General features: G+C 60.8%; 32 protein-coding genes and 1 riboswitch. Of the genes, 27 read left to right on the top strand and 5 right to left on the bottom strand.

Features of this window, described 5'->3' with window-relative positions; all coding sequences use genetic code 11:
* Nucleotides 1-2: 2 nt before the first annotated feature.
* A riboswitch (glycine riboswitch) is annotated at nucleotides 3-109 on the bottom strand.
* A 144-nt stretch (nucleotides 110-253) separates the two neighbouring features.
* Nucleotides 254-988 (bottom strand): helix-turn-helix domain-containing protein, encoded by a 735-nt coding sequence (locus AC1DEK_RS10315; RefSeq protein ID WP_478125120.1) that lies wholly within the window; start codon nucleotides 986-988, stop codon nucleotides 254-256.
* A 158-nt stretch (nucleotides 989-1,146) separates the two neighbouring features.
* Between AC1DEK_RS10315 and AC1DEK_RS10310 the strand changes: the two genes are divergently transcribed.
* The 5 genes from AC1DEK_RS10310 to AC1DEK_RS10290 all read left to right on the top strand — a co-directional run bounded on the left by AC1DEK_RS10310 (nucleotide 1,147) and on the right by AC1DEK_RS10290 (nucleotide 6,024).
* Nucleotides 1,147-1,848 carry a hypothetical protein gene (locus AC1DEK_RS10310; RefSeq protein WP_478125119.1) on the top strand — a complete coding sequence of 234 codons (702 nt, stop codon included), beginning with the start codon at nucleotides 1,147-1,149 and terminating at the stop codon, nucleotides 1,846-1,848.
* Nucleotides 1,849-1,873: 25 nt separating this feature from the next.
* Nucleotides 1,874-3,826 (top strand): MFS transporter, encoded by a 1,953-nt coding sequence (locus AC1DEK_RS10305; RefSeq protein ID WP_478125118.1) that lies wholly within the window; start codon nucleotides 1,874-1,876, stop codon nucleotides 3,824-3,826.
* A 10-nt stretch (nucleotides 3,827-3,836) separates the two neighbouring features.
* Nucleotides 3,837-4,499 carry a phosphatase PAP2 family protein gene (locus AC1DEK_RS10300; protein WP_478125117.1) on the top strand — a complete coding sequence of 221 codons (663 nt, stop codon included), beginning with the start codon at nucleotides 3,837-3,839 and terminating at the stop codon, nucleotides 4,497-4,499.
* A 165-nt stretch (nucleotides 4,500-4,664) separates the two neighbouring features.
* Nucleotides 4,665-4,871, top strand: coding sequence for a hypothetical protein (locus AC1DEK_RS10295; RefSeq protein ID WP_478125116.1), 207 nt, complete (start codon nucleotides 4,665-4,667; stop codon nucleotides 4,869-4,871).
* Nucleotides 4,872-4,923: 52 nt separating this feature from the next.
* The gene (locus AC1DEK_RS10290; protein WP_478125115.1) at nucleotides 4,924-6,024 is read left to right on the top strand and encodes a serine endopeptidase; all 1,101 of its coding nucleotides are present in this window, start codon (nucleotides 4,924-4,926) and stop codon (nucleotides 6,022-6,024) included.
* On the opposite strand, the gene AC1DEK_RS10285 is transcribed toward AC1DEK_RS10290, so the two are convergent.
* Entirely contained in the window at nucleotides 5,997-6,785 is a 789-nt protein-coding gene (locus tag AC1DEK_RS10285) for an SDR family NAD(P)-dependent oxidoreductase (RefSeq protein ID WP_478125114.1), read from the bottom strand. The two genes, AC1DEK_RS10290 and AC1DEK_RS10285, sit on opposite strands and share 28 nt — an antisense overlap.
* A gap of 86 nt (nucleotides 6,786-6,871) precedes the next feature.
* Between AC1DEK_RS10285 and AC1DEK_RS10280 the strand changes: the two genes are divergently transcribed.
* On the top strand, nucleotides 6,872-7,789 hold the full coding sequence (locus tag AC1DEK_RS10280) for an aldose 1-epimerase (RefSeq protein WP_478125113.1): 918 nt from the start codon (nucleotides 6,872-6,874) through the stop codon (nucleotides 7,787-7,789).
* Here the strand turns inward: AC1DEK_RS10280 and tgt are convergent.
* Together tgt and queA are read right to left on the bottom strand one after the other, a co-directional pair.
* On the bottom strand, nucleotides 7,786-8,958 hold the full coding sequence (gene tgt, locus AC1DEK_RS10275; RefSeq protein ID WP_478125112.1) for a tRNA guanosine(34) transglycosylase Tgt: 1,173 nt from the start codon (nucleotides 8,956-8,958) through the stop codon (nucleotides 7,786-7,788). The genes AC1DEK_RS10280 and tgt overlap by 4 nt on opposite strands.
* Nucleotides 8,959-8,961: 3 nt before the next feature.
* Nucleotides 8,962-10,002, bottom strand: a complete 1,041-nt coding sequence (queA, locus tag AC1DEK_RS10270; protein WP_478125111.1) for a tRNA preQ1(34) S-adenosylmethionine ribosyltransferase-isomerase QueA — start codon at nucleotides 10,000-10,002, stop codon at nucleotides 8,962-8,964.
* 75 nt (nucleotides 10,003-10,077) lie between these two features.
* Between queA and recG the strand changes: the two genes are divergently transcribed.
* The 4 genes from recG (at nucleotide 10,078) to ubiA (ending at nucleotide 14,817) form a co-directional block, all read left to right on the top strand.
* Nucleotides 10,078-12,216: an ATP-dependent DNA helicase RecG gene (recG, locus tag AC1DEK_RS10265; protein ID WP_478125110.1), complete on the top strand. Its 2,139-nt coding sequence runs from the start codon at nucleotides 10,078-10,080 to the stop codon at nucleotides 12,214-12,216.
* A 27-nt stretch (nucleotides 12,217-12,243) separates the two neighbouring features.
* Nucleotides 12,244-13,209 carry a LysR substrate-binding domain-containing protein gene (locus AC1DEK_RS10260; RefSeq protein ID WP_478125109.1) on the top strand — a complete coding sequence of 322 codons (966 nt, stop codon included), beginning with the start codon at nucleotides 12,244-12,246 and terminating at the stop codon, nucleotides 13,207-13,209.
* 113 nt (nucleotides 13,210-13,322) lie between these two features.
* The gene (locus AC1DEK_RS10255) at nucleotides 13,323-13,910 is read left to right on the top strand and encodes a Dps family protein (RefSeq protein WP_478125108.1); all 588 of its coding nucleotides are present in this window, start codon (nucleotides 13,323-13,325) and stop codon (nucleotides 13,908-13,910) included.
* A gap of 10 nt (nucleotides 13,911-13,920) precedes the next feature.
* Nucleotides 13,921-14,817, top strand: coding sequence for a 4-hydroxybenzoate octaprenyltransferase (gene ubiA, locus AC1DEK_RS10250; RefSeq protein WP_478125288.1), 897 nt, complete (start codon nucleotides 13,921-13,923; stop codon nucleotides 14,815-14,817).
* Nucleotides 14,818-14,865: 48 nt separating this feature from the next.
* Here the strand turns inward: ubiA and proC are convergent, their stop codons facing one another.
* Entirely contained in the window at nucleotides 14,866-15,723 is an 858-nt protein-coding gene (gene proC / locus AC1DEK_RS10245) for a pyrroline-5-carboxylate reductase (protein ID WP_478125107.1), read from the bottom strand.
* Nucleotides 15,724-16,187: 464 nt separating this feature from the next.
* Here proC and rplN point away from each other — a divergent pair, with 464 nt between their 5' ends.
* The 17 genes from rplN (at nucleotide 16,188) to rplQ (ending at nucleotide 25,065) form a co-directional block, all read left to right on the top strand.
* Entirely contained in the window at nucleotides 16,188-16,556 is a 369-nt protein-coding gene (gene rplN / locus AC1DEK_RS10240) for a 50S ribosomal protein L14 (RefSeq protein WP_093105273.1), read from the top strand.
* A gap of 10 nt (nucleotides 16,557-16,566) precedes the next feature.
* Entirely contained in the window at nucleotides 16,567-16,884 is a 318-nt protein-coding gene (gene rplX / locus AC1DEK_RS10235) for a 50S ribosomal protein L24 (protein ID WP_478125106.1), read from the top strand.
* 11 nt (nucleotides 16,885-16,895) lie between these two features.
* Complete coding sequence (gene rplE / locus AC1DEK_RS10230; RefSeq protein ID WP_478125105.1) at nucleotides 16,896-17,435, top strand: 50S ribosomal protein L5; 540 nt, start codon at nucleotides 16,896-16,898, stop codon at nucleotides 17,433-17,435.
* Nucleotides 17,436-17,443: 8 nt separating this feature from the next.
* Nucleotides 17,444-17,749: a 30S ribosomal protein S14 gene (gene rpsN / locus AC1DEK_RS10225; RefSeq protein WP_068674578.1), complete on the top strand. Its 306-nt coding sequence runs from the start codon at nucleotides 17,444-17,446 to the stop codon at nucleotides 17,747-17,749.
* A gap of 20 nt (nucleotides 17,750-17,769) precedes the next feature.
* Entirely contained in the window at nucleotides 17,770-18,165 is a 396-nt protein-coding gene (gene rpsH, locus AC1DEK_RS10220) for a 30S ribosomal protein S8 (protein WP_478125104.1), read from the top strand.
* A 24-nt stretch (nucleotides 18,166-18,189) separates the two neighbouring features.
* The gene (gene rplF / locus AC1DEK_RS10215; protein WP_478125103.1) at nucleotides 18,190-18,723 is read left to right on the top strand and encodes a 50S ribosomal protein L6; all 534 of its coding nucleotides are present in this window, start codon (nucleotides 18,190-18,192) and stop codon (nucleotides 18,721-18,723) included.
* Between the two features lie 14 nt (nucleotides 18,724-18,737).
* Complete coding sequence (rplR, locus tag AC1DEK_RS10210; RefSeq protein WP_478125287.1) at nucleotides 18,738-19,103, top strand: 50S ribosomal protein L18; 366 nt, start codon at nucleotides 18,738-18,740, stop codon at nucleotides 19,101-19,103.
* A gap of 18 nt (nucleotides 19,104-19,121) precedes the next feature.
* Nucleotides 19,122-19,640, top strand: a complete 519-nt coding sequence (gene rpsE, locus AC1DEK_RS10205) for a 30S ribosomal protein S5 (protein ID WP_028250822.1) — start codon at nucleotides 19,122-19,124, stop codon at nucleotides 19,638-19,640.
* 15 nt (nucleotides 19,641-19,655) lie between these two features.
* Entirely contained in the window at nucleotides 19,656-19,841 is a 186-nt protein-coding gene (gene rpmD, locus AC1DEK_RS10200; protein ID WP_009124818.1) for a 50S ribosomal protein L30, read from the top strand.
* 23 nt (nucleotides 19,842-19,864) lie between these two features.
* Nucleotides 19,865-20,296, top strand: coding sequence for a 50S ribosomal protein L15 (gene rplO, locus AC1DEK_RS10195; protein ID WP_478125102.1), 432 nt, complete (start codon nucleotides 19,865-19,867; stop codon nucleotides 20,294-20,296).
* 23 nt (nucleotides 20,297-20,319) lie between these two features.
* Complete coding sequence (gene secY, locus AC1DEK_RS10190) at nucleotides 20,320-21,630, top strand: preprotein translocase subunit SecY (protein ID WP_478125101.1); 1,311 nt, start codon at nucleotides 20,320-20,322, stop codon at nucleotides 21,628-21,630.
* A 145-nt stretch (nucleotides 21,631-21,775) separates the two neighbouring features.
* Nucleotides 21,776-21,889, top strand: coding sequence for a 50S ribosomal protein L36 (rpmJ, locus tag AC1DEK_RS10185; RefSeq protein ID WP_038201958.1), 114 nt, complete (start codon nucleotides 21,776-21,778; stop codon nucleotides 21,887-21,889).
* Nucleotides 21,890-21,913: 24 nt separating this feature from the next.
* Nucleotides 21,914-22,279 carry a 30S ribosomal protein S13 gene (gene rpsM / locus AC1DEK_RS10180; RefSeq protein ID WP_019653977.1) on the top strand — a complete coding sequence of 122 codons (366 nt, stop codon included), beginning with the start codon at nucleotides 21,914-21,916 and terminating at the stop codon, nucleotides 22,277-22,279.
* A gap of 12 nt (nucleotides 22,280-22,291) precedes the next feature.
* Nucleotides 22,292-22,696, top strand: coding sequence for a 30S ribosomal protein S11 (gene rpsK, locus AC1DEK_RS10175; RefSeq protein ID WP_009124825.1), 405 nt, complete (start codon nucleotides 22,292-22,294; stop codon nucleotides 22,694-22,696).
* Nucleotides 22,697-22,821: 125 nt separating this feature from the next.
* Entirely contained in the window at nucleotides 22,822-23,445 is a 624-nt protein-coding gene (rpsD, locus tag AC1DEK_RS10170) for a 30S ribosomal protein S4 (protein ID WP_478098886.1), read from the top strand.
* Between the two features lie 146 nt (nucleotides 23,446-23,591).
* Entirely contained in the window at nucleotides 23,592-24,581 is a 990-nt protein-coding gene (locus AC1DEK_RS10165) for a DNA-directed RNA polymerase subunit alpha (protein WP_158721727.1), read from the top strand.
* 82 nt (nucleotides 24,582-24,663) lie between these two features.
* Nucleotides 24,664-25,065: a 50S ribosomal protein L17 gene (rplQ, locus tag AC1DEK_RS10160; RefSeq protein WP_478125100.1), complete on the top strand. Its 402-nt coding sequence runs from the start codon at nucleotides 24,664-24,666 to the stop codon at nucleotides 25,063-25,065.
* Nucleotides 25,066-25,078 lie beyond the last annotated feature (13 nt).

The following is a 25,078-nucleotide window of genomic DNA, read 5'->3' as shown; positions in this document are numbered from 1 at the left end:
CTGCCGCTCCCCCTGTCTCCTTTACCTGAGAGATTCATCCGATGCGGCATGCAGCGGACTTGCTCCTTCGGTGCACCACATGGCGTGGTGTCTCTCCAGTCGGCGATTGATCAATGTGGGGCAGTCACCGAACCGCGCTTGCGGTTCACCTGAGCGTTCATGGGAGTTTGCGCCGACGGTGGGACGAAAGGGTCCACTTTTCTGCGGGGCGCATCTTATCCAAGAAACCGGTTTCTGTGTGTTCATCCTTTGTTCACGCTCTTCGAAGGCGGGTGAACAGTTCGAACTCCCAATTGCGCATCCCCAAAAGCAATGTGTAGCCCTCGCGTTCCTTGGGCGGCAGCTTCTGGTCGGTCTGATGCTGTTGGGCAAAGTCCTGGGCCACACGCTGCAGACGGTCCAGAAAAGCAGGCGCAAGCGACTTGCTGATGGACCCATGCACCAGCAGCAAGCCTTCGGCGGGGCCGTCGAAGCCGCCCCGGTAGTAGTCGAGCACAACGTTCTCGCGAAAGAAATCCATCACCGGACCGTGGGGACGCCAGCGGAAGGTCTTGGCGAGTTTCAGGCGATAGCGATTCAGGGGCCGCAGTTCGATGATTCCGATGCGGTCGAGTTGCGCGAGATAGCCGATGCATTCGGCTTCGCTGATGCGGTAGGCCGCGACGATCTGCTCGAGGGTCCACTGGCTCAGCACGCAGATGGCGAGCAGCAGCAGCTTCTTGTCCTTCACTACGGCCTTTTCCTGTTCGAGCGTCAATTCCTTCAGCAAGGGTTGAGCGTCCGCGACACGGCGGGCGAGTTCCGCGAAGTCGATCTTGAGAGCCCGGCAAATCGCATCGACTCGCGTGAGCGGCATATCGCCCTTGGCGAGCATCCGCTTCACGCTTGATTCCGCCATGTCCAGCGACCTGGCGAGGTCCGCATACGTCATGTGGGCGCTTTTGAGTTCGTTCTTGAGGGCGACGACCAGATCGACGGTGGTGCTCATGGGTGGCGACAGAAGGGCGAGTGTTGATGTTGATATCGGAACCGGTACTGCCGGGCGATACCGCCGGTGGTGAAAAAGTGCTCCGTATCGATTCTCGATGCCTCCGAAGGGGCCGGCAACCTAGATTGCGCCGATCGAACTTTTCACCGGAGTCCGTCATGCCGCTGTCGTCCTTGGATGTCCTGAGCAATCTGCCATTGGCCCTGATTGGCATCTGGGGCTTGCGTTGGCTCCATTGGCTCGATCGGGCGCACGAAGACGCCCTCGACGCCGCGCCGCTGCCCCAGGCGGCCACTCGCCTTCCTGTGAACGCGCTGGATTGTGCGTGGATGTTCTTCGCGGGGCTGATCTTCACCGCGGCGGCGTCCGCCTTCTATCACGTGCAGCCTGATGCGACGCGGCTCGCGGCGGACCGAGCAGGGATGGCCATCGCGTTGTCGGGTCTCGTCGGCCTTGCGGTTTGCGAGCGGGTGAGCGAGCGCGCCGGATGGCCCGCCGCCTGGCTCACGATGAGCGGCGCCCTGGTGGCGGCGGCCGTCCAATACAGGGCGGGCAATGCCTTGCCCTGGACGCTGGTGCAGTTTGGTGGAATGGCACTGATTTTGGTCCTCTCGCTCGCAAGATCATCGCCTGGCGCCATCGATCTGAAGCTGGGGTGGGTGGTCTTCTTCTATGTCTTGGCCAAGCTGTTCGAGCTGTCGGACGCGTCCATTTACGAGGCCACCCGGCAATTGATCTCGGGCCACGGCCTCAAGCACTTCATGGCTGCATTGGCGGCGCTCCCGGTGTTGCACGCATTGCAGGCGATGGGCCGTCAGACGCTGCGGCACAATCCGGGCGCCGCTGCCGTAACGGCTTGAGGAACTTGCCAACCAGGCTTTGCGAATGACCACAACCGCCAACGCATCATCGTCCCCCACGCCTGATCCGCATGCGCATGCCAACCAGTTCGCGCTTCTGGGTCAGCGGCGCTTTGCGCCATTCTTCTGGACGCAATTCGCTGGAGCGGCCAACGACAACCTCTTCAAGTTTGCTTTCACGGTCATGGTGACCTACCAGCTACAGCTCAGCTGGATGCCCCCCGCCATGGCGGGGCTCGCGATCGGAGCGCTGTTCATCCTGCCTTTCCTGCTCTTCTCGGCGACTTCCGGGCAACTCACCGACAAGTTCGACAAGACGAAGATGATCCGCTTCGTCAAAAACCTCGAGATCGCGATCATGCTGATCGCCGCGTGGGGCTTCATGCGGGCCGATGCGGCTGTGCTGCTCGGTTGCGTCTTCCTGATGGGACTGCATTCCACCTTGTTCGGGCCCGTGAAGTTTGCCTATCTCCCGCAGGTGCTGGACGCGCGCGAGCTCACTGGCGGCAATGGCATGGTCGAGATGGGCACTTTCGTTGCCATCCTGCTGGGGCAGGTCGCCGGGGGTCTTCTGATCGCGGTGCCGCATATCGGCCACACGTCGGTGGCACTGGCATGCGTGCTGCTCGCGCTGGCGGGGCGAGGCGTTGCGCAGGCGATCCCGCAAGCGCCCGCCACCGATCCGGAGCTTCGGATCAACTGGAACCCGGTGAGCGAGACGTGGCGCAATCTCAAGCTGGCCCATGGGAACATCGTTGTTTTCCGCTCGCTGCTTGGCATCTCGTGGATGTGGTTCTTCGGCGCGATCTTCCTTAGCCAGTTTCCGAGCTTTGCCAAGGAGGTGCTCCACGGAGACGAGCAGGTGGCCTCGCTGCTGCTGGTGGTTTTCTCGGTCGGCATCGGCATCGGATCGCTGCTATGCGAGACGCTGAGCCGGCGCCAGGTCGAGATCGGCCTGGTGCCGTTGGGTGCGATCGGGATGAGCGTATTCGCAATCGACCTGTACTTCGCGTCGCGCGCGCTGCCCGCGCTTGGAGAACTGGGATTGGGCGGCTTTATTCGGGAGAAGGCCCACTGGCGCGTGATGGCCGACCTCGGTCTGCTGTCGCTGTTTGCCGGGCTCTACAGCGTGCCGATGTATGCGCTGATCCAGTTGCGCAGCCAGCCCACGCACCGGGCGCGCATCATCGCGGCCAACAATATTCTCAACGCGCTGTTCATGATTGCCAGTTCAATCATTGCGGGCGCGCTTTTGAAGTCTGGTTTTACGATTCCACAGATCTTTCTCTTCACGGGAATTGCCAATGCGGTGGTCGCGTTCTACATCTTCATGCTCATGCCCGAATACCTGCTGCGCTTCGTCGCCTGGGTGCTGTCCCGCTTCGTCTACCGGTTCGACGTGAAAGGGGACGAACATATTCCGGGCGATGGAGCGGCGGTCCTCGTTTGCAATCACGTAAGCTTTATCGATGCGGTGCTGCTCATGGCGGCGAGCCCGCGTCCCATTCGCTTCATCATGGATCACCGCATATTCCGCGTACCCGTGCTGGGCTGGCTGTTCAGGCTGGCCAAGGCCATTCCGATTGCGCCGCAGAAGGAAGATCCCGCCGCCTACGAAGACGCTTTCGCGCAGGCCGTGCAGGTGCTGCGGGAGGGCGACCTCCTCGCCATCTTTCCCGAAGGCGCGATCACTCGCGACGGGCAGCTCCAGCCGTTCAAGGGCGGCGTGATGAAAATCCTCGAGGCCGCGCGCGCCGAAGGCATCGACGTTCCGGTGGTTCCCATGGCTCTGACGAATTTGTGGGGCTCGTACTTCAGCCGGGTCGAAGTGCGAGACGGAGAAAACGTCGCGATGGTGCGACCCTTCCGGCGAGGCCTGTTCAGTCGGGTGGGCCTCAATGTCGGCGACGCGCTGCGCCATGCCGAGGTGCAGCCCGACATCCTGCAGCGGCGCGTGAGCGGGCTTCTTAGCGCATGAATTTCGACTGATGTCCTTGCCTTTTCCCCAATGGTTTTGGGTCGCTGTGACCTGGTTCGGTGACAGTGGCTTTCTGCTGCCGGTCGCGCTGTGGATCGCGGTGTGGCTCGGCATTCGCGAAGCGACGCGCCCATCGGCGTGGCGCTGGGTACTTTTGTTCGGGCTCGGGTGCTGCGTGATCGCCGTGTCGAAAATCGCGTTCCTGGGCTGGGGCATCGGCATCGCCTTGATCAACTTCACCGGCTTCAGCGGTCACACGGCTCTATCGGCGTGCGTATGGCCTGTGGCATGCTGGCTCGCTGCCTCTCAGCAGTCGCATCGTGTCCGCGTTTCCGCCGCGTCGTTCGGATTGATGTTTGCGGTGTTCATCGGTGCGTCCAGGCTGGCGCTGTACGCGCATTCGAAGTCCGAAGTCGCGGCTGGATTCGCGCTGGGCATGGCGGTCAGCGGCGCATTTCTTCTGTGGCAGCACCGGCTTCCGCATCCGCGGTTGAGCTGGAGTCTCGTGTTGCTCAGTCTGCTCACGCCTCTGGCTTTTCTGAACCCGGGCACGCCAGCACCCACGCAGGGCGCGCTCGAAGTGATCGCCATGCGCCTCGCCGGAACCGACAGGACCTACACGCGTGACGATCTGCTCGCGCGCCGGCTGAAGCCTCAGGCAAGTATCGAGTAGCGATACCGAAAGCGCTGGAAGTTGCCACTGATTCGTTAACTTGTTCCGCGACGTTCAGATGCGAAACATCATCCGCGCACCTTCACTTCGCCCTGAGGCTTGCATGCAGACAATCTCTTTCAACATGTCCCTGACTGTCGGTTTGATCTGCAGCGAGGTGTCGTCGTGAAGAGGGTCCCGACCAATTTCGGGCCGTACGACCGCGAATACCAGGCGCGTGTTTCGCGCACGCGCCGCCTCCTGAAAGCAGCGATGCAAGCGATCTTGACGGCTGTCGTGGTCGCGCTCGCGGGCACGTTCCTGTTCCCGTTGAAGGCGCATGCGGGCCGTTCATGCGAACAGGCCAAGCCGAATGTGGCGCTGAGACCCTAGACCAGAATCGCGTTATCCAGGTTTTTTGAATTCCCAATGAAGAAGGAACCCGATGAGCAAGTCCTTGCGCCTGTCTGAAAAATGGTTTCGCCGCGGTCTCTGGGTCGTGGCGGTGGTGTTCGCCAGCTTTCTGATCGGCCTCGGGAGCACGATCGTCGGAGATCTGCCGCGCGTCGAGCACAGTCTCGACATCGATGACTTCATCGACCATGCCGCGGCCGATCCACTGCGCAAAACCGTCCGCGACGCCGAAAGGGTGGAGCAGGATGCGGCGCGCGAACGGGAGCAGGCGGACCTCAAGCTCGTCGCCGCTCGGCAGGCAAGTCGCGCGGCGAGAGAGACCTTCTCGAATTGGATCGCGACCCGCCACGCCACTGCACAGCCCGACCAGGACCCTGAGCTCGTCTCCCGCACCAAGGCGCTGGATGCGCTGAAGCTCAAGGAGGACGAAGCCGAACGGGCCGTCGGCGCACAGCGGCAAATCGCGCTCGACGCCCGGCAGTCAAGCCAGCGCGCGCAACAGCAGCTGACCATCCTTGAGGACCAGGCGCGGACTCGCCTGGACGCCGAAAACCGCCGAGTCGAGCTGCGCGTCTTCGGCTATCGACTGGCGCTCACGCTGCCGCTGCTGATGATTGCGGGCTGGCTCTTCGCGAAGAAGCGCAAGAGCACATGGTGGCCGTTCGTCTGGGGATTCATCTTCTTTGCGCTGTTCGCGTTTTTTGTCGAACTCGTGCCCTATCTGCCGAGCTACGGCGGCTATGTGCGTTACGCGGTCGGCATCGTGGTGACGGTGCTCGTCGGGCGATATGCCATCGTCGCGCTGAACCGATATCTGGCGCGTCAGAAACTCGCTGAGGCGCAGCCCGACACGGTTCGCCGCAACGAGCTCAGCTATGACACAGCGCTCGCCCGACTCGCGAAGAGCGTTTGCCCTGGATGCGAGAGACCCGTGGACTTGAAGAACACGGCCATCGACTTTTGCCCGCATTGCGGTATCGGGCTCTTCGACCACTGCCACGTGTGCAAGTCGCGCAAGAGCGCCTTCGCCAGGTTCTGCCACGCTTGTGGAACCGGCGCAATGGCCGCCGCCATGCCGCGCGACTTGCCGCCGGACTTGCCGTTTCAGGTCCAGCCGGCGTCGACCACGTAGTCCTGCGCGGTACACATCTTCGAATCGTCGGCCGCAAGGAACAGCGCCATGCTTGCAATGTCCTCGGCCATGACTCGGCCAGGGAGGCATTGCGCGGCATCGATTTCGGCGCCCGATTCGGGCTTGACCCAGAGCTGCAGCTGTCGCTCGGTCATGACCCAGCCGGGGACGATGGAATTGACTCGGATGTTCTGCTTGCCAAGGTCGCGCGCCAGTGATCGGGTCAGTCCGCGCGCCGCGGATTTGCAGGCCTGGTAGACCGGATACCCCCGGCCCTTGATCATCCAGCTGATCGATCCGAAGTTGATGATCGATCCGCCACCCAGCGAGCGCATGTCGTCCGCGACCGCCTGTGCGGCAAAAAATTGGTGCTTGAAGTTGACCGCGACCAGACGGTCGAAGTCGTCGCTGCTGACGTCCGCCATCTCATGGCGCCGGTCATTTGCGGCGTTGTTGATCAGCACCTTGATCGGACCGAAGCGGGCGCGCATTGCCCCAATCGCGGCTTGCAGGGCCGCCACGTCTGTCACATCGCATTCGAGGAAGAGCGCCTCGTGCGCCTCGCTGTTCGTGCCGAGATGACTGGCCAGCGCTCGGCCTGCGGTTGCGTCGAGGTCGCAGAAGCCGACGCGTGCGCCCTGGGCATGAAAGGCGCGCACCAGCGCTTCGCCGATGCCGCTCGCGCCGCCGGAGATGAAGACAGTACGGCCGGCCAGCGATGGATAGCGCGCCGACGGGGAAGGAGAGGTTGAATCTGTCATCGAGGTATTTTGGCCTTCGGTCGTGCGAATCCGCTACCCGTGTGAACGAGAATGCCGCGATCGCAATGACCTGTGGTGCGAATTGCATGAAAGAAAACGACACGAAGCTGATACAGCTTTCAGCGGGATCCGTGCGGCTGGTGCTGGCACCCGAATTGGGGGGATCGATTGCAGCGCTCTATGACGAGCAGTCTGGAGACCGCTTCGATTGGCTTCGGTCCGCGACCGACGACGCCCTGGCGCGGCGGGACCCGTTCTCGATGGCGAGCTTTCCGCTGCTGCCCTGGTGCAACCGTATTCGAGATGGCCGCGCGCGATTCGGTGGCCGGGACATCGCGATCGCGACAGGTCATGCCGCGGGACCTTCGGGCAAGCATCCCTTGCACGGCATCGGATGGATGCGCCCATGGAAGGTCGCGCGGTCTTCGGCAACCCAGGCGACGCTTGAACTCGCGGTCGAAGCCGACACCCAATGGCCCTGGCGCTTCGAGGCTGCGCAGACGTTCGAACTCGACTCGTCCGGCCTGCGCTGCAAAGTCACCTTGACCAATCGCGATTCAGTGCCGATGCCGGCGGGAATCGGCCATCACCCCTACTATCCGCATCGCGACGGCACGCGCTTGCAGACGACAACTGCTGCCATGTGGAAAGGCGACGCCGAAGTCATGCCCGTAGCGCTGGCAGAGGCGCCTGAAGTGAGCCGGCTTCGAGAGGGCGTGCTGCTGTCCGAACTCGACCTGGACAACAACTTCATCGGCTGGTCGCGCACGGCGCGCATCGATTGGCCGAATGAAGGGCGTGCACTGGTGATGTCGGCGGACCAGCCGCTTGATTTCTTCGTGCTGTACTGCCCGCATGGCGCAGGACACTTTTGCGCCGAACCCGTCAGCCAATGCACCGATGCGATCAATCTGTCGGGCCGTTACTCACCGAGCGAACTCGGTGGCGCGGTGCTGGCGCCAGGCGAATCGCTGTCGGGATGCTGGGCCCTTCGGTGCGCCTAGACGCCCCGTGCGCGGTCGGCCTTGAACTTCGCGCGGAACTCGGCAAAGCGGCCCGTTTCGAGCGCCTCGCGAATTTCCCGCATCAGGTTCAGGTAATAGTGCAAGTTGTGGATGGTCGTGAGCATCGGCCCCAGCATCTCGCCGCATCGGTCCAGGTGATGCAGGTAGGCGCGGCTGAAGCCATCGCGGCCGCCTTCGTTCCATGGCACGCCTGATGCACCCGCGCAGGCGTGGCAGGTGCAGCTCGCATCGATTGGCTGTGGATCGCTCTTGTGGCGCGCGTTGCGCATCTTGAGATCGCCGTAGCGCGAGAACAGCGTGCCGTTGCGGGCATTGCGCGTCGGCATCACGCAGTCGAACATGTCGACGCCCTGCGCCACGCCTTCGACGAGGTCCTCCGGCGTGCCGACACCCATCAAGTAGCGCGGCTTGTGCGCCGGGAGCTTGTGCGGCGTGTGCGCCATGATGCGCAGCATTTCGTCCTTGGGCTCACCCACGCTCACTCCGCCGATTGCGTAGCCCGGAAAGTCCATGTCGACCAACTTTGCCAGGGATTCTTCGCGCAGGTTTTCGAACATGCCGCCCTGGACGATGCCGAAGAGCGCATTCGGATTTTCGAGTCGACTGAATTCGGCTTGGCAGCGATGAGCCCAACGCAGGCTCAGTTCCATCGACTTGCGCGCGTCGGATTCCGTTGTGACGTGGCCTTGGGTCTCGTACGGCGTGCATTCGTCGAACTGCATGACGATGTCGCTGTTGAGGATGGTCTGGATCTGCATCGAGACCTCGGGCGTGAGGAACAGCTTGTCGCCGTTGACGGGCGAGGCGAACTTCACGCCTTCTTCACTGATCTTGCGCATGGCTCCGAGAGACCACACCTGAAAGCCACCCGAATCGGTGAGGATGGGCTTGTTCCACTTCTCGAACTGATGAAGACCGCCGAAGCTGGCCATCACGTCGAGTCCCGGCCGCATCCAAAGGTGGAAGGTGTTGCCAAGAATGATCTGCGCGCCCATCTCTTCGAGGCTGCGCGGCATCACGCCCTTGACGGTCCCGTAGGTACCCACGGGCATGAAGATGGGTGTCTGCACCACGCCGTGGTTCAGCGTTAGCGTGCCGCGGCGCGCGTGGCTTCCAGCGTCGGTTGCGAGAAGTTCAAAGTTCAGCATGGATCAGTGCTTTCTGGCGAGCAGCATGGCGTCGCCGTAACTGAAGAAGCGATAGCGCTCGCGAATGGCGTGGGCATACAACGCCATCACGTGTTCGTAACCGGCGAAGGCGCTGACCAGCATCATCAGTGTGCTTTTGGGCAGATGGAAGTTGGTAACGAGCAAGTCGACATGCTCGAAGGCGAAACCAGGGGTGATGAAGATGCGTGTGTCGCCTGAGGCCTCGCCGCTCTTGGCCCACGATTCGAGCGTGCGAACGGTGGTCGTCCCAACGGCGACGATGCGGCCGCCGCGCGCCTTGGCGTTGGCAATGGCGGCTTGCGTGGCGGCGGGCACTTCATAGCGCTCGGCATGCATCGTGTGCTCGGCGATGTTCTCCGTCTTGACGGGCTGAAAAGTGCCGGCACCAACGTGAAGGGTGACATTGGCGCGCTGCACGCCGCGCGCTTCGAGCCTGGCGAGCAGCGCCGAATCGAAATGAAGGGCCGCCGTCGGTGCTGCCACGGCGCCGGGCACCCGGGCGAACACTGTCTGGTAGCGGCTTTCGTCGTCAGCCGAATCGGTATGCGTGATGTAGGGGGGCAGTGGCACATGGCCGCAGCGGGCCATCAGCGCATACGGGTCTTCGCCCGCCGGGCTTTCCAGGCGAAAACGGAAGAGGGCCCCATCTTCTTCCGGCCAGCGACCGAGCAGCGTTGCGCTGAAGCCGCCCACCATCGCGAGTGTGGTGCCCACCTGCGGCTTCTTGCTGACTTTCATGTGCGCGACCACCTCAGCTCCTTGCAGCACGCGCTCGACGAGCAGCTCAAGCTTGCCGCCGGTAGGCTTTTCGCCGAAAAGGCGGGCCTTGACGACAAGCGTGTCGTTGAAGACAAGCAGGTCGCCCGCCTGGAGCAGCGAGGGGAGGTCTCTGAAGATCCGGTCGACCGGTGCCTGACCGGATCCGTCCAGAAGTCGGGAAGCACTGCGTTCGGAAGCTGGATGTTGCGCCACCAGTTCAGGCGGCAGGTCGAAATCGAAATCGGAAAGCGTGTAGTCGCGCATGAGTGCTTGAGGGCCGGACAGGCCCGTGCCAAGGAAGCGGAGGAATGGATGCAAGGAGGCGGGCAGAATTGTCCCATGCCCGCCGCCGCCAAACCTTCGCCCCCGGAAAAGCCTACTGCAGCGTCGGCCACCGTAAATGCGACCGCATCCGCGCCTGCGCCTGGCACGGGGCTGAGCGCGGTTCAACGCGCGCTCCGCAAGCTGGGACTGGTGCGCGACATCGATTTCGCCCTCTACCTGCCGATGCGCTACGAGGACGAGACGCAGGTCGTGCGACTGGCGGATACGCGTGACGGGGACATGGCGCAGATCGAAGCGGTGGTCACCGAATGCGAGGTGGTCTTTCGTCCCCGTCGGCAATTGATCGTCACAGTCGACGACGGCAGCGACACCTGTCAACTGCGCTTCTTCAATTTCTATCCGTCGCAACAGAAGCAGCTTGCAGTGGGCGCAAAGGTGCGCGTGCGGGGCGAAGTGCGCGGCGGGTTCGTCGGGCGGCAGATGATGCATCCGACCGTCAAGGCTGCCGGCACCGCGCTGCCGGAGGCGTTGACGCCGGTGTATTCGACCATCGCCGGGCTGGCTCAGCCGGTGTTGCGGCGCGAGGTTCGCTCCGGGTTGGCCCGGGCCGTGCTTGACGAGACGCTCCCGGCAGGCGCAACTCCGCACGGTGCATGGGATCTGCGTCGTGCGCTGACCTTCCTCCACTATCCAACGCCCGACGTCGCGGTCGCCACGTTGGAGGATCACAGTCATCCAGCCTGGCAGCGCCTGAAGGCCGACGAACTCCTCGCCCAGCAACTTTCGCAGCTTCAGGCGCGGCGGGTGCGCGCAGCGCAACGGGCGCCTGTTCTGGAGGCTGACGCGTCCGGAGGCGCTCTGCATCGCGACTTGCTGGCGGCGCTGCCCTTCGCTCTGACGGGTGCGCAGCAGCGAGTCGGAGGCGAGATCACGCGCGATCTGGCCCGTGAGATTCCGATGCACCGCCTGCTCCAGGGCGATGTGGGATCGGGGAAGACGGTCGTAGCAGCGCTGGCTGCCGCGCGTTGCATCGACGCCGGCTACCAATGCGCGCTGATGGCGCCGACCGAAATTCTCGCGGCTCAGCATTTCGGCAAACTCGTCGGCTGGCTCGATCCGCTGTTGGCCGAGCGCGGCTTGCGCGTCGCGTGGCTCACCGGCAGTCAGAAGAAGAAGGAACGCGATGCGATGACAACTGCCGTCGAGAGCGGCCAGGCGGCGCTTGTCATCGGAACCCACGCTGTCATTTCCGAGAAGGTGCGGTTCAAGAATCTGGCTCTCGCCGTCATTGACGAACAGCATCGCTTCGGCGTGGCACAGCGACTAGCCCTTCGCGGAAAGGCGAACGGCGATTTCGAGCCGCATCTGCTGATGATGAGCGCCACGCCGATTCCGAGAACCTTGGCAATGAGCTACTACGCCGACCTGGACGTGTCCACCCTCGACGAACTGCCGCCAGGCCGCACGCCGATCGTCACGAAGCTCGTCGCGGACCACCGGCGGGATGAAGTCGTCGATCGCATTCGCGCCCAGCTCGCACAAGGGCGACAGGTCTACTGGGTATGCCCTTTGATCGAGGAAAGCGAAGCGGTGGACCTGCGGAACGCGACCGAGACGCGAGATGAACTGGCCGATGCACTGGGTTCTGACGTCAGCGTCGGCCTTCTTCATTCGCGCATGCCAACGACTGAGAAGCAGGCGGTCATGGAGGCCTTTACAGCCAACCGCCTGCAGGTGCTCGTAAGCACCACCGTGATCGAAGTCGGCGTGGATGTGCCCAATGCTTCGCTGATGGTGATCGAACATGCGGAGCGCTTCGGCTTGTCGCAACTGCACCAATTGCGCGGTCGTGTGGGTCGGGGTGCGGCTGCTTCCGCCTGTGTCTTGCTCTACGCACCTAACGAAGGTGGCCGCGTTGGAGAAGCTGCTCGCGCGCGCCTGAAAGCCATGGCCGAGACCAGCGACGGCTTCGAGATTGCGAGACGCGACCTCGACATTCGCGGCCCCGGCGAATTTCTCGGCGCCCGCCAGTCCGGCGCCCCTCTTCTGCGCTTCGCAGACCTGAGCACAGACGTTCTCCTCCTGGACTGGGCCCGGGAGCTTGCGCCCAAAATGCTCGACCGTCACCCCGATCTGGCGCAAAAACACATCGATCGCTGGCTTGGCGCCAAGGCCGAATATCTAAAGGCATGAGCTTGCGGCGAGCAATAATTTCCAACTATGACGCTGACAGAACTCAAATACATCGTCGCGGTTGCGCGAGAGCGGCATTTCGGCAAAGCCGCAGAGGCCTGCTATGTGTCGCAGCCAACCTTGTCCGTGGCGATCAAGAAGCTGGAGGACGAACTCGAGGTCAAGCTGTTTGAGCGCAGCGCGGGCGAAGTCACTGTCACGCCGCTTGGCGAGCAGATCGTGCAGCAGGCGCAGAGCGTGCTGGACCAGGCGGCCAGCATCAAGGAAATCGCCAAGCGTGGAAAGGACCCGCTGTCGGGTCCGCTCAACCTGGGCGTCATCTACACCATCGGGCCGTATCTCTTGCCTGATCTCGTGCGCCAGAACATTGCACGTAACCCGCAGATGCCGCTGGTGCTGCAAGAGAACTTCACCGCCAAGCTGCTCGAAATGCTTCGATCCGGCGAGATCGACTGCGCCATCATGGCCGAGCCGTTTCCGGACACGGGCTTGGCCATGGCGCAGCTTTACGACGAGCCATTCGTGGCCGCACTGCCCGCCAACCATCCGCTCGCGAACAAGGAGTCCGTCACTTCCGACGAACTCAAGAATGAAACGATGCTCCTGCTCGGTACGGGACATTGTTTTCGCGACCACGTGCTGGAGGTTTGCCCCGAATTCGCACGCTTTTCCAGCAATGCTGAAGGGATCCGAAAGAGCTTCGAGGGCTCTTCGCTGGAGACCATCAAGCACATGGTCGCCTCGGGAATGGGCGTCACCCTGGTGCCGCGGCTGTCGGTCCCGGCTGATGCGCTCAAGCCCAGGGCCAAGGGGCGGAAGGAGCCTGAGCAGATCGTGCGCTATCTCCCCGTTCGCGATACGCAAGGCGGTGAGCCGCCGACGCGCCGCGTCGTGCTGGCGTGGCGGCGCAGCTTCACCCGCTACGAGGCGATTGCGGCACTCCGAAACGCGATCTACGCCTGCGAGCTGCCGGGCGTCAAGCGCCTTTCCTAAGAACCGTGAGAAACGCGCCGCACGTCGACGGACCCATCCTGCGCCGGATGCAGAGGCTGCGCTAGAGTGCTGCTTTCCTGACGTCAATTCACTTGAAGAAAGAGCTCATCGCCATGGCCAAAGTCGTGAAGAAACCCAAGTCTCCAGACACCAGCGCTCCGTCTGCCGGAAAGGTGCCCAAGAAGGGCGATGTCGTGGTCGCGGAGGCCTCGGGCAGCCGCAATGCACCGATCATCAATATCGGCATTGAGCGCCAGGATCGCGCCGCGATCGCCGAGGGCTTGAGCCGCGTGCTTGCGGACACCTACACGCTCTATCTCACCACGCACAACTTCCACTGGAACGTGACGGGGCCTCACTTCAACTCGCTCCACGCGATGTTCATGACCCAGTACACCGAGCTTTGGGGCTCGACGGATGTCATCGCCGAACGCATTCGTGCGCTGGGGCACTACGCGCCCGGCTCGTACGCTGAATTCAGCAAGATCGCGACCGTGCCCGACGTTCCGCAAAGTCCGCCAAAGGCCATGGAGATGGTGCGCATTCTGGTCAAGGGTCATGAAACAGTCTCGCGCATCGCTCGCGAATTCATCCCGGTTGCCGAGGAGGCAGGAGACGATCCCACGGCGGACATGCTGACGGCACGCTGCACCGTGCATGACCAGACGGCTTGGATGCTGCGTTCCCTCCTTGAAGACTGACGCACCGGTGATGCCCGCTGGTGGGCCCTTCCAACCCGCGCCCGAGCCGCAACGCGGGCGTTTTGCGCTGTACCTGGATCTGATCCGATGGAACCGCCCGGCAGGTTGGCTCCTGCTGCTTTGGCCAACACTTGGCGCACTGTGGTTCGCAGCCGAAGGATGGCCGGGTTGGCATCTCCTGACGGTGTTCGTCCTCGGCACCATCCTCATGCGCAGCGCAGGCTGCTGCGTCAACGATGTTGCTGACCGGGAGTTCGACCGCCACGTCAAGCGAACAGCCCAGCGGCCAGTCACGAGCGGTGCCGTTTCGGTGAGAGAAGCGCTTGCGCTCGGGGCCGTCCTCGCGCTGGCTGCTTTTGCACTGGTCCTGACCACCAATCGCGTCACAGTCTCGTTGTCGTTCGCGGCTCTTGCGGTGACGCTGGCTTACCCGTTTGCCAAGCGCTTCGTGTCGGTTCCACAGGCTGTCCTCGGCATCGCGTTCAGCTTCGGCATTCCGATGGCGTTTGCCGCCGTGCGCAGCAGCGTGCCCGAGTTGGCCTGGTGGCTGCTCGCAGGCAATTTGTTCTGGGTATTGGCTTACGACACCGAATACGCAATGGTCGACCGCGACGACGATCTGAAGATCGGCATGAAGACCTCAGCAATCACGTTCGGTCGATTCGATGTGGCGATGGTCATGGTCAGCTATGCAATCTTCCTTGCCGGATGGGCGGCCGCCGGTGCCGGAAGAGCGCTCGGCGCAATCTTCTATGTCGCCATAGGCATCGCCGGCGCTCAAGCCGTCTGGCACTGGCGTCTGATTCACGATCGCACCCGCGACGGTTGTTTCAAGGCCTTCAGGCTCAATCATTGGCTCGGCTTCACAGTGTTCGCCGGTGTCGCGGCAGGCTACATGCTGCGTTGAGTCGGGCATCAGCCCTGCCGGCCAAGGCTTCGACCCTTGGCTTCGCCTTCAAGACTTTCCAAATTCTTGGCCGAGTTCAGCGGCGCGCTCATGCGCGGCGCGGATTGCGGCCTTGAACTTGGCTTTGAGCTGAGCGTCGTCCATGTTCGTGATCGCCGCATGGGTGGTCCCGCCCTTCGAAGTGACCCGTTCACGCAATGCGGAAGGCGGCTCCGTCGCATTGCTTGCCAGGGCCGAAGCGCCGGTGAAAGTTCGAATGGCGAGTCGATGTGCCTGCTCTGCCGTCAGTCCTAGTTCAATACCTGCCTCGGTCATGGCCTCGATGAAATAGAACACGTAGGCCGGACCAGAGCCGGAAACGGCGGTCACAACGTCCAGTGCCGGCTCCGCGTCGACCCACATCAGATCACCGGTGGGGGCCAGGACCTGTTCGACGAGCTTGCGACCTTCATCGCCGACAGCGTCGCGTGCAAACAGGCCAGTCATTCCTTGACCAATGAGGGCGGGTGTGTTGGGCATAGCGCGAGCCACCTGTTCAGTGGCGAGCCAACGGGCAATGCTGTCGGACGGAATTCCCGCCGCGACACTGAGATGTAGCGCGTTTGGTGCAAGTCCTCGTATTGCATCCGTTGCCGTCGCAAAACTTTGCGGCTTGACTGCCCACACGATGACTTCGCAGCGGCCCAGCGCGGCGCCCGCTTCCGGCTGCGCGTCGATACCGAAATCGTTCGCCAGCTTGATGCGAGCTTCGGCGAGCGGCTCCACCACTTCGAACGCGCTGGCGGGAGCATTTTGTTTCACAAGCCCGCCGATGATGGCGCTTGCCATATTCCCTCCCCCAATGAAGCCTATGGGCGGGAGGGGGGCGAGTTCCTGGCGAGGAAGGAAGGTGACTGCGATGTTCATGACTACTTCGGTAAATTCAAAGGCTAAAGCAGCTGGTCTGCGAAGGAAATTGTGTCCCTTGTCGCAATAAGAATGCGGCTGAACGCTTGAAATCACTTGTAGGAGCCACCACGAGCTGTTGGCTGTTGTCACTACGCCACGGGTCGATCAGCTGAGCCCAACCTGGAGGGCGCTCGCCGCCGTTGGACCCTCCCTGGTGGACGCAAGCGCCATCTGCGAGGGTGGCACTAACATTGACGTCCGGCCAAAAATCGTCGGCTTGCAGGCCGGCGCACGAAGTAGTGTGTTGACGGCCGCAAAATGCTGTGCAACAATCGCGGGCTTCGCTTCAGAAAGGCGAAGCTTCTGCCCAGCGGAAGCGCATCGAAGTGGTTTCGGTGCGTGGACGACGGGCCCAAGACTGATCGTTAAATCGCGTCGGAGTTGTCCGATCGGTAAGCGGTACAAGTTGGGAATATCACAAAATGATCCAAACTGAATCCAGGCTCGACGTAGCCGACAACACGGGCGCGAAATCCGTCTTGTGCATCAAGGTGCTAGGTGGCTCCAAGCGGCGCTATGCCAGCGTAGGTGATGTCATCAAGGTCAGCATCAAGGAAGCCGCTCCGCGTGGTCGCGTCAAGAAGGGCGAGATCTACAGTGCAGTGGTGGTTCGCACCGCCAAGGGCATTCGTCGCAGCGACGGCTCGCTTGTTAAATTCGATGGCAATGCGGCTGTGCTGCTCAATGCCAAATTGGAGCCCATCGGCACCCGTATCTTTGGACCAGTCACGCGCGAGCTGCGCACTGAAAAGTTCATGAAGATCGTGTCGCTGGCACCTGAAGTTCTGTAAGGACAGTGCCATGAACAAGATTCGCAAAGGCGACCAAGTCATCGTATTGGCTGGACGCGACAAGGGAAAGCGCGGCACCGTGTCGCTGCGCAAGGACGACTCGCATGTCATCGTTGACGGCATCAATCTCGTCAAGAAGCACACCAAGCCGAACCCTCTGAAGGGTACGACCGGCGGTATCGTCGAAAAGGCCATGCCGATTCACCAATCCAACGTGGCGATTTTCAATGCTGTGACCGGCAAGGCTGATCGCGTGGGCATCAAAGTCGCGGACGGCAAGCGCGTGCGCGTCTTCAAGTCCAGCGGCGAAGAAATCAAGGCCGCCTAAGGGGTACTCACATGGCTCGTCTCCAACAACACTATCGCGAAAAGATCGCGAAAGACCTGACCGAAAAATTCGGCTACACGTCTCCTATGCAGGTTCCGCGCTTGAGCAAGATTACGCTCAACATGGGCGTCGGCGAAGCGGTTGCCGACAAGAAGGTGCTCGACAATGCTGTCGCTGACCTGACCAAGATTGCTGGCCAGAAGCCGGTGGTGACCAAGTCGAAGAAGGCGATCGCAGGCTTCAAGATTCGCGAGAACCAGCCCATCGGCTGCATGGTCACGCTGCGTGGCGTGCACATGTACGAATTCCTGGACCGCTTCGTGACTGTCGCGCTGCCGCGTGTTCGCGATTTCCGCGGTATCTCGGGTCGCGCTTTCGATGGTCGTGGCAATTACAACATCGGCGTCAAAGAGCAGATCATCTTCCCTGAGATCGAGTACGACAAGGTCGATGCGCTGCGCGGCCTCAATATCAGCATCACGACGACGGCCAAGACTGACGAAGAGGCGAAGGCGCTTCTCGCTGGCTTCCGTTTTCCGTTCAAGAACTGAGGTGGTTTGTGGCTAAAGTAGCTTTGATCGAGCGCGAGCTCAAGCGAGAAAAACTGGTCGCAAAGTACGCCGCGAAGCACGCGGAACTGAAGGCGATCGCCAACGATGCGAAGAAGAGCGACGAAGAGCGCGCTGCCGCCCGCCTGGGTCTGCAGAAGCTCCCGCGTAACGCCAATCCGACCCGTCAGCGCAACCGTTGCGAAATCACTGGTCGCCCGCGTGGCACCTTCCGTCAATTCGGTCTGGCTCGGGCCAAGATCCGCGAACTGGCCTTCAATGGCGACATCCCTGGTGTCACCAAGGCCAGCTGGTAAGCCAGGCAGGAGCAAACAACATGAGCATGAGTGATCCCATTGCCGACTTGCTGACGCGTATCCGTAACGCGCAGATGGTGGCAAAACCGACCGTGTCGGTCCCGTCTTCCAAGGTGAAGGTTGCGATCGCGCAGGTCCTCAAGGACGAGGGCTACATCGACGGCTTCAAGGTCAAGACTGAAGCCGGCAAGAGCGAACTCGAAATCGCGTTGAAGTACTACGCCGGTCGCCCGGTCATCGAGCGCATTGAGCGTGTAAGCCGTCCCGGCCTGCGCGTCTACAAGGCCAGCTCAGCCATTCCTCAAGTCCAGAACGGCCTGGGTGTGGCGATTGTCACGACCCCAAAGGGTGTGATGACCGATCGCAAGGCGCGCGCTGCCGGTATTGGCGGCGAAGTGCTGTGCTACGTCGCCTAAACGAGACATCTAGGAGAAACTGAAATGTCCCGAGTAGGAAAAATGCCGGTCGCCATTCCCACAGGTGTGGATGTGTCGATCAAGGAAGACCAGATCAGCGTCAAGGGTTCGGGCGGCACGCTCAACCTGCCTCGCAATGCGCTGGTCATCGTTACCAGCGAAGATGGCAAGCTCAGCTTTGCGCCAGCAAATGAATCGCGTGAAGCAAACGCGATGAGCGGCACGGTTCGCCAATTGGTTAACAACATGGTGGTGGGCGTAACCAAGGGCTTCGAAAAGAAGCTCAGTCTGGTTGGCGTCGGCTACAAGGCTCAGGCGCAGGGCGCCAAGCTGAACTTGCAGGTTGGTTATTCGCATCCGGTCAACAAGGACATGCCGCAGGGCATTACGGTGGCGACACCAACCCCGACCGAAGTCATTGTCAAGGGTGCCGACCGTCAGCGCGTCGGCCAGGTGGCCGCTGAGATCCGAGCTATTCGTCCGCCAGAGCCGTACAAGGGCAAGGGCATCCGCTATGTGGACGAGAAGATTGTGATCAAAGAGACCAAGAAGAAGTAAGGGGCAGCAAAATGATGTTGACCAAAAAAGCACAGCGTCTTCGCCGTTCACGCCAGACCCGCATCCGCATTGCGACGCAGCGCGTGGCACGTTTGACGGTGAATCGCACCAATCTGCACATTTACGCCACCGTCATTTCCGACGACGGCACAAAGGTGATCGCAACTGCGTCGACGGCCGAAGCCGAGGTGCGCGCTTCGCTAGGTGGGTCGGGCAAGGGTGGCAACGCCGCTGCTGCGATCGCCATTGGCAAGCGGATCGCCGAAAAGGCAAAGGCTGCCGGCGTTGAGAAGGTTGCTTTCGATCGCGCAGGTTTTGCATACCACGGTCGCGTAAAGGCGCTGGCCGATGCCGCCCGCGAAGCTGGCTTGCAGTTCTAACCGGACACGAGATTCAAAATGGCAAAGATTCAGGCAAGAACGCAGAACGAAGGCCCCGAAGACGGCTTGCGCGAGAAGATGATCGCGATCAACCGTGTCACCAAGGTGGTGAAGGGTGGTCGCATTCTCGGGTTCGCGGCGCTCACGGTCGTGGGTGACGGCGATGGCCGCGTCGGCATGGGGAAGGGTAAGTCGAAGGAAGTCCCAGCTGCGGTGCAGAAGGCGATGGAAGAGGCTCGGCGCAATCTGGCAAAGATTTCGATCAAGAACGGGACCCTCCACCACCGCGTGACGGGTCACCACGGTGCCGCATCCGTGGTCATGATTCCAGCACCTAAGGGTACGGGCATCATCGCTGGCGGTCCGATGCGCGCAGTCTTCGAAGTCATGGGCATTACGGACATCGTGGCGAAGAGCCATGGTTCTTCGAATCCCTACAACATGGTCCGTGCCACGCTGGATGGGTTGAAGAACTCGACCACCGCTTCTGAAGTGGCAGCCAAGCGTGGCCTTACCGTCGAAGAACTCTTCGCCTAAACCTGGGGTAATGAGATGACGACGCAACAACAAACATTGAAGGTGCAATTGGTCAAGAGTCCGATCGGCACCAAGGAATCGCATCGCGCCACCGTGCGCGGACTGGGCCTGCGCAAGCTCAACAGCGTGAGCGAGCTGCAGGATACGCCGGCGGTGCGAGGCATGATCAACAAGATCAGTTATCTGGTCAAAGTGCTCTAAAAGAGCCGCTGAGAGAGACGTATATGGAACTCAATGGCATCAAGCCGGCAGCCGGCGCCAAGCACGCGAAGCGGCGAGTCGGCCGTGGTATCGGCTCTGGCCTCGGCAAGACTGCAGGTCGTGGTCATAAGGGGCAGAAGTCGCGCGCAGGCGGCTTCCATAAGGTCGGCTTCGAGGGCGGTCAAATGCCTCTGCAGCGTCGGTTGCCCAAGCGTGGCTTCAAGTCGCATTTGCTGAAGTACAACGCCGAGGTGACGCTGACGTCCCTCGAAAATCTTGGTTTGGCTGAAGTCGACGTGCTGGTGCTTAAGCAGGCGGGTCTCGTTGGCCAGATCGCTAAGGTCGTCAAGATCATCAAGTCAGGCGAGATCACCAAGGCGGTTAAGCTGACGGGAATCGGCGCCAGTGCCGGGGCCAGAGCAGCGATTGAAGCCGCTGGTGGTAGCGTCGCCTAAACACGAACCGAAAGAAGTTCTTCGTGGCAACCAACGCGGCAACGCTCGCAAAGACAGGTAAGTTCGGTGACTTGCGTCGCCGGCTTGTCTTTTTGCTGCTCGCGCTCGTGGTCTATCGCATCGGGGCGCACATCCCGGTGCCGGGCATAAATCCGGACCAACTGGCGCAGCTGTTCCAAGGTCAGCAAGGTGGCATCCTGAGCCTGTTCAACATGTTCTCCGGCGGAGCCCTTTCGCGCTTCACGGTGTTCGCGTTGGGCATCATGCCTTACATCTCCGCGTCGATCATCATGCAATTGATGACCTACGTCGTGCCGACCTTTGAGCAGTTGAAGAAGGAGGGCGAGGCGGGTCGCCGGAAGATTACGCAGTACACGCGCTACGGCACGCTGGCTCTCGCACTCTTTCAGTCGTTCAGCATTGCGGTTGCATTGGAGTCGTCGGCCGGTTTGGTTATTTCGCCTGGCTTCGGCTTTCGCCTTACTGCAATGATCAGTCTCACGGCTGGCTCAATGTTCTTGATGTGGCTCGGTGAGCAAATCACGGAGCGTGGGCTTGGAAATGGGATCTCGATCCTGATCTTTGCCGGAATTGCGGCAGGTCTTCCGAACGCGATCGGGGGGCTGCTTGAACTGGTTCGTACCGGCGCCATGAATGTGCTGGTAGCACTGTTCATCGTGGCTGTGGTTGTGCTGGTGACCTACTTCGTCGTCTTTGTCGAGCGGGGTCAGCGCAAGATCCTGGTGAACTATGCGCGGCGACAGGTCGGCAATAAGGTTTATGGCGGTCAGTCATCGCATCTTCCACTCAAGTTGAACATGGCTGGCGTGATCCCACCGATCTTCGCCTCCTCGATCATCCTGCTACCGACCACGGTTGTGGGCTGGTTCAGCACCGGGGAGAGCATGCGCTGGATCAAGGACATTGCCAGTGCGCTCAGACCTGGGCAGCCCATTTATGTGCTGCTGTACGCTAGTGCGATCGTGTTTTTCTGCTTTTTCTACACGGCGCTCGTGTTTAACAGTCGTGAAACTGCTGACAATCTGAAGAAGAGCGGTGCTTTCATTCCGGGGATCCGTCCGGGTGACCAAACCGCGCGCTACATAGACAAGATCCTCGTCCGGTTGACGCTAGCGGGGGCGGTCTACATCACCTTTGTTTGCTTGCTGCCCGAGTTCCTCATTCTGAAGTACAACGTGCCGTTCTATTTTGGGGGGACTTCGTTGTTGATCATCGTGGTCGTCACGATGGACTTCATGGCACAAGTACAGAACTACATGATGTCTCAGCAATATGAATCGCTCTTAAAGAAGGCGAACTTCAAGACGTCATGAAGATAGGGACGCGGACGCGTCGTATCTGGATCCCTCCAGGTGTGACAGCGTCACCAATGAGTTATCGCCCTACGACTTAAGCCGGGCGCGCATAGTGTTTCAGGCGAAATCGGTCGCCGGTTGAAAAAGAGTTTAGGAGAATGAAATGAGAGTTTCGGCTTCGGTCAAAACGATTTGCCGTAATTGCAAGATCATCCGCCGCAAGGGTGTGGTGCGTGTGATCTGCACCGACCCGCGCCACAAGCAGCGCCAGGGTTGATCGTAAGAGTATTAGAGGACGCACATGGCACGTATTGCTGGCATTAACATTCCGCCGCACAAGCACGCTGAAATCGGTCTGACCGCTATTTTCGGCATCGGTCGCACGCGCGCTCGCAAGATTTGCGAAGCAAGTGGCATCGAGTATTCGAAGAAGATCAAAGATTTGACGGACGCCGATCTGGAAAAGATTCGCGATCAGATCGCTCTATTCACGATCGAGGGCGACCTGCGCCGCGAGACGACGATGAACATCAAGCGCTTGATGGACATCGGCTGCTATCGCGGTTTCCGCCACCGTCGCGGCCTGCCGATGCGTGGTCAGCGCACGCGCACCAATGCTCGCACTCGCAAGGGTCCGCGTAAGGCTGCGCAGTCCCTCAAGAAATAAGGATAGACCAGCATGGCTAAAGCTCCTGCCAACAACGCCGCACAGCGCGTTCGCAAGAAGGTTCGCAAGAACGTTGCGGACGGCATTGCCCACGTGCACGCCTCCTTCAACAACACCATCATCACCATCACGGACCGCCAGGGAAATGCTCTTTCTTGGGCGTCCTCCGGTGGTCAGGGCTTCAAGGGCTCCCGCAAGTCGACACCGTTCGCTGCGCAGGTCGCCTCGGAAGTTGCCGGCCGGGCTGCGGTCGAGCAAGGTATCAAGAACCTTGACGTCGAGATCAAGGGTCCGGGACCTGGTCGTGAATCGTCGGTGCGAGCGCTCGCCGCGCTCGGTATTCGGATCAATTCCATCGCCGATGTGACTCCGGTGCCGCACAACGGTTGCCGTCCACAGAAGCGTCGTCGCATCTAAGGCGAAGACGTACGCGCAGCCGCTTCGCAGCGGCTGCGCATTTGCTTTTTACAAGCCCACCGCCATCAGCACGCCGCTGACGGCTCCCGCAGTCCCCTGCGGCAGATGACCCAAAGGAAGATCAAGTGGCACGCTATCTAGGCCCCAAGGCCAAACTCTCCCGCCGCGAAGGCACCGATCTGTTCTTGAAGAGCGCGCGTCGTTCAATCCAAGACAAGGCTAAGTTTGACTCGAAGCCTGGCCAACACGGGCGGACCTCTGGCCAGCGCACTTCGGACTTCGGCCTCCAACTGCGTGAAAAGCAGAAGGTAAAGCGCATGTACGGCGTGTTGGAAAAGCAGTTCCGCCGCTACTTCGAAGAAGCCGATCGTCGCCGTGGCAATACCGGCGCCAACCTGCTTTTCATCCTTGAATCGCGCTTGGACAACGTCGTCTATCGCATGGGCTTTGGTTCGACGCGCGCGGAAGCACGGCAGCTCGTTTCGCACAAGGCGATCACTGTGAATGGCCAATCGGTCAATATTCCGTCCTATCTGGTCAAGACGGGGGACGTAATCGCTGTTCGCGACAAGTCCAAGAAGCAGAACCGTATTGTCGAAGCACTCCAACTGGCGCAACAGGTCGGCATTCCAGCGTGGGTAGAAGTTAATGCCGATAAGGCCGAAGGCACCTTCAAGAAGGTCCCCGATCGCGACGAATTCGCAGCTGACATCAACGAATCGTTGATCGTCGAACTGTATTCGCGTTGATTTACCTGCCTTCCTCGCAGCCTCAGGTGGGTTTCGTCGAGGGCTGATTGTTTTTATTCACGTTCCTGCCTTGAGCCTTGCTGCAAGGCAGGTGCTTCACCAGCCTTACCGGTGTAACGAGCCGGGGGTATTGAGAGGAAGTCTGCATGCAAACCACCCTGCTGAAACCCAAGACCATTCAGGTCGAGCAACTCGCGCCTAACAAAGCTAAGGTCACGCTCGAGCCTTTTGAGCGTGGCTATGGCCACACGCTTGGCAATGCACTGCGCCGTGTCCTACTGTCGTCGATGGTTGGTTACTCAGCGACCGAAGTCACGATTGCAGGCGTGCTGCACGAGTACTCGTCCATCGATGGCGTGCAGGAAGATGTCGTTAACATCTTGCTGAACTTGAAAGGCGTGGTCTTCAAGTTGCACAACCGTGACGAAGTCACCCTGAGTCTGCGCAAAGACGGCGAAGGCGCCGTGACGGCCTCGGATATCCAAACGCCGCACGACGTGGAAATCATCAATCCTGATCACGTGATCGCGCACTTGTCGCAGGGCGGTAAGCTCGACATGCAGATCAAGGTCGAAAAGGGCCGTGGATATGTGCCGGGTACGATGCGCCGTTACGCGGATGAGCCGACGAAGTCGATTGGTCGCATCGTCCTCGACGCCTCGTTCTCTCCAGTCAAGCGCGTAAGCTATACCGTTGAAAGCGCTCGGGTGGAGCAGCGCACGGACCTTGATAAGCTGCTAGTTGAAATCGAAACCAACGGCGCGATCACCGCTGAAGACGCCGTGCGTGCTTCGGCCAAGATCCTGGTCGAGCAATTGGCAGTCTTCGCTCAGCTCGAAGGCGGCGAATTGGCTGCATTCGATGCACCGGCGCCGCGCAGTGCCCAGCAGTTTGACCCGATCCTGCTGCGTCCGGTCGATGAGCTTGAGCTAACGGTTCGCTCGGCCAACTGCCTCAAGGCGGAAAACATTTACTACATTGGCGACCTGATCCAGCGTACCGAGAATGAATTGCTCAAAACGCCGAATCTGGGCCGCAAGTCGCTCAACGAGATCAAGGAAGTGCTTGCCTCCCGTGGGCTAACCTTGGGTATGAAGCTCGAAAGCTGGCCGCCGGCCGGTCTCGACAAGCGCTGATTTTCAAGATAGGCCTCATAGGCCTGTGCACCGGGCAGTACCTGACACGGCTGCCTGTTTTTATAAAGTAAAGGAAAGCACCATGCGTCACGGACACGGACTCCGCAAACTCAACCGCACCAGCTCGCACCGTCTAGCGATGCTGCAGAACATGATGAATTCGCTCATCGAGCACGAAGTCATCAAGACGACGGTACCAAAGGCCAAGGAACTGCGTCGTGTCATTGAGCCGATGATCACGTTGGCAAAGAAACCTACGGTCGCCAATAAGCGTTTGGCATTCGACCGCCTCCGTGATCGCGACAGCGTCGTGAAGCTGTTCGGCGAACTCGGTCCCCGCTTCCAGGCTCGCCCAGGCGGCTATACGCGCATTCTGAAAATGGGTTTCCGCGTTGGCGACAACGCACCCATGGCGCTGGTCGAGTTGGTGGATCGTCCCGTAGTAAATGAAGCTGCTGCGGACGAGCAGAACGCTGCGGAATAAGCTATAATTCAGT

It is taken from the genome of Variovorax sp. 10N420 (assembly GCF_056394705.1).
Note: the sequence above shows the minus strand (reverse complement) of the source record. Positions and strands in the feature narration are given on the sequence as shown.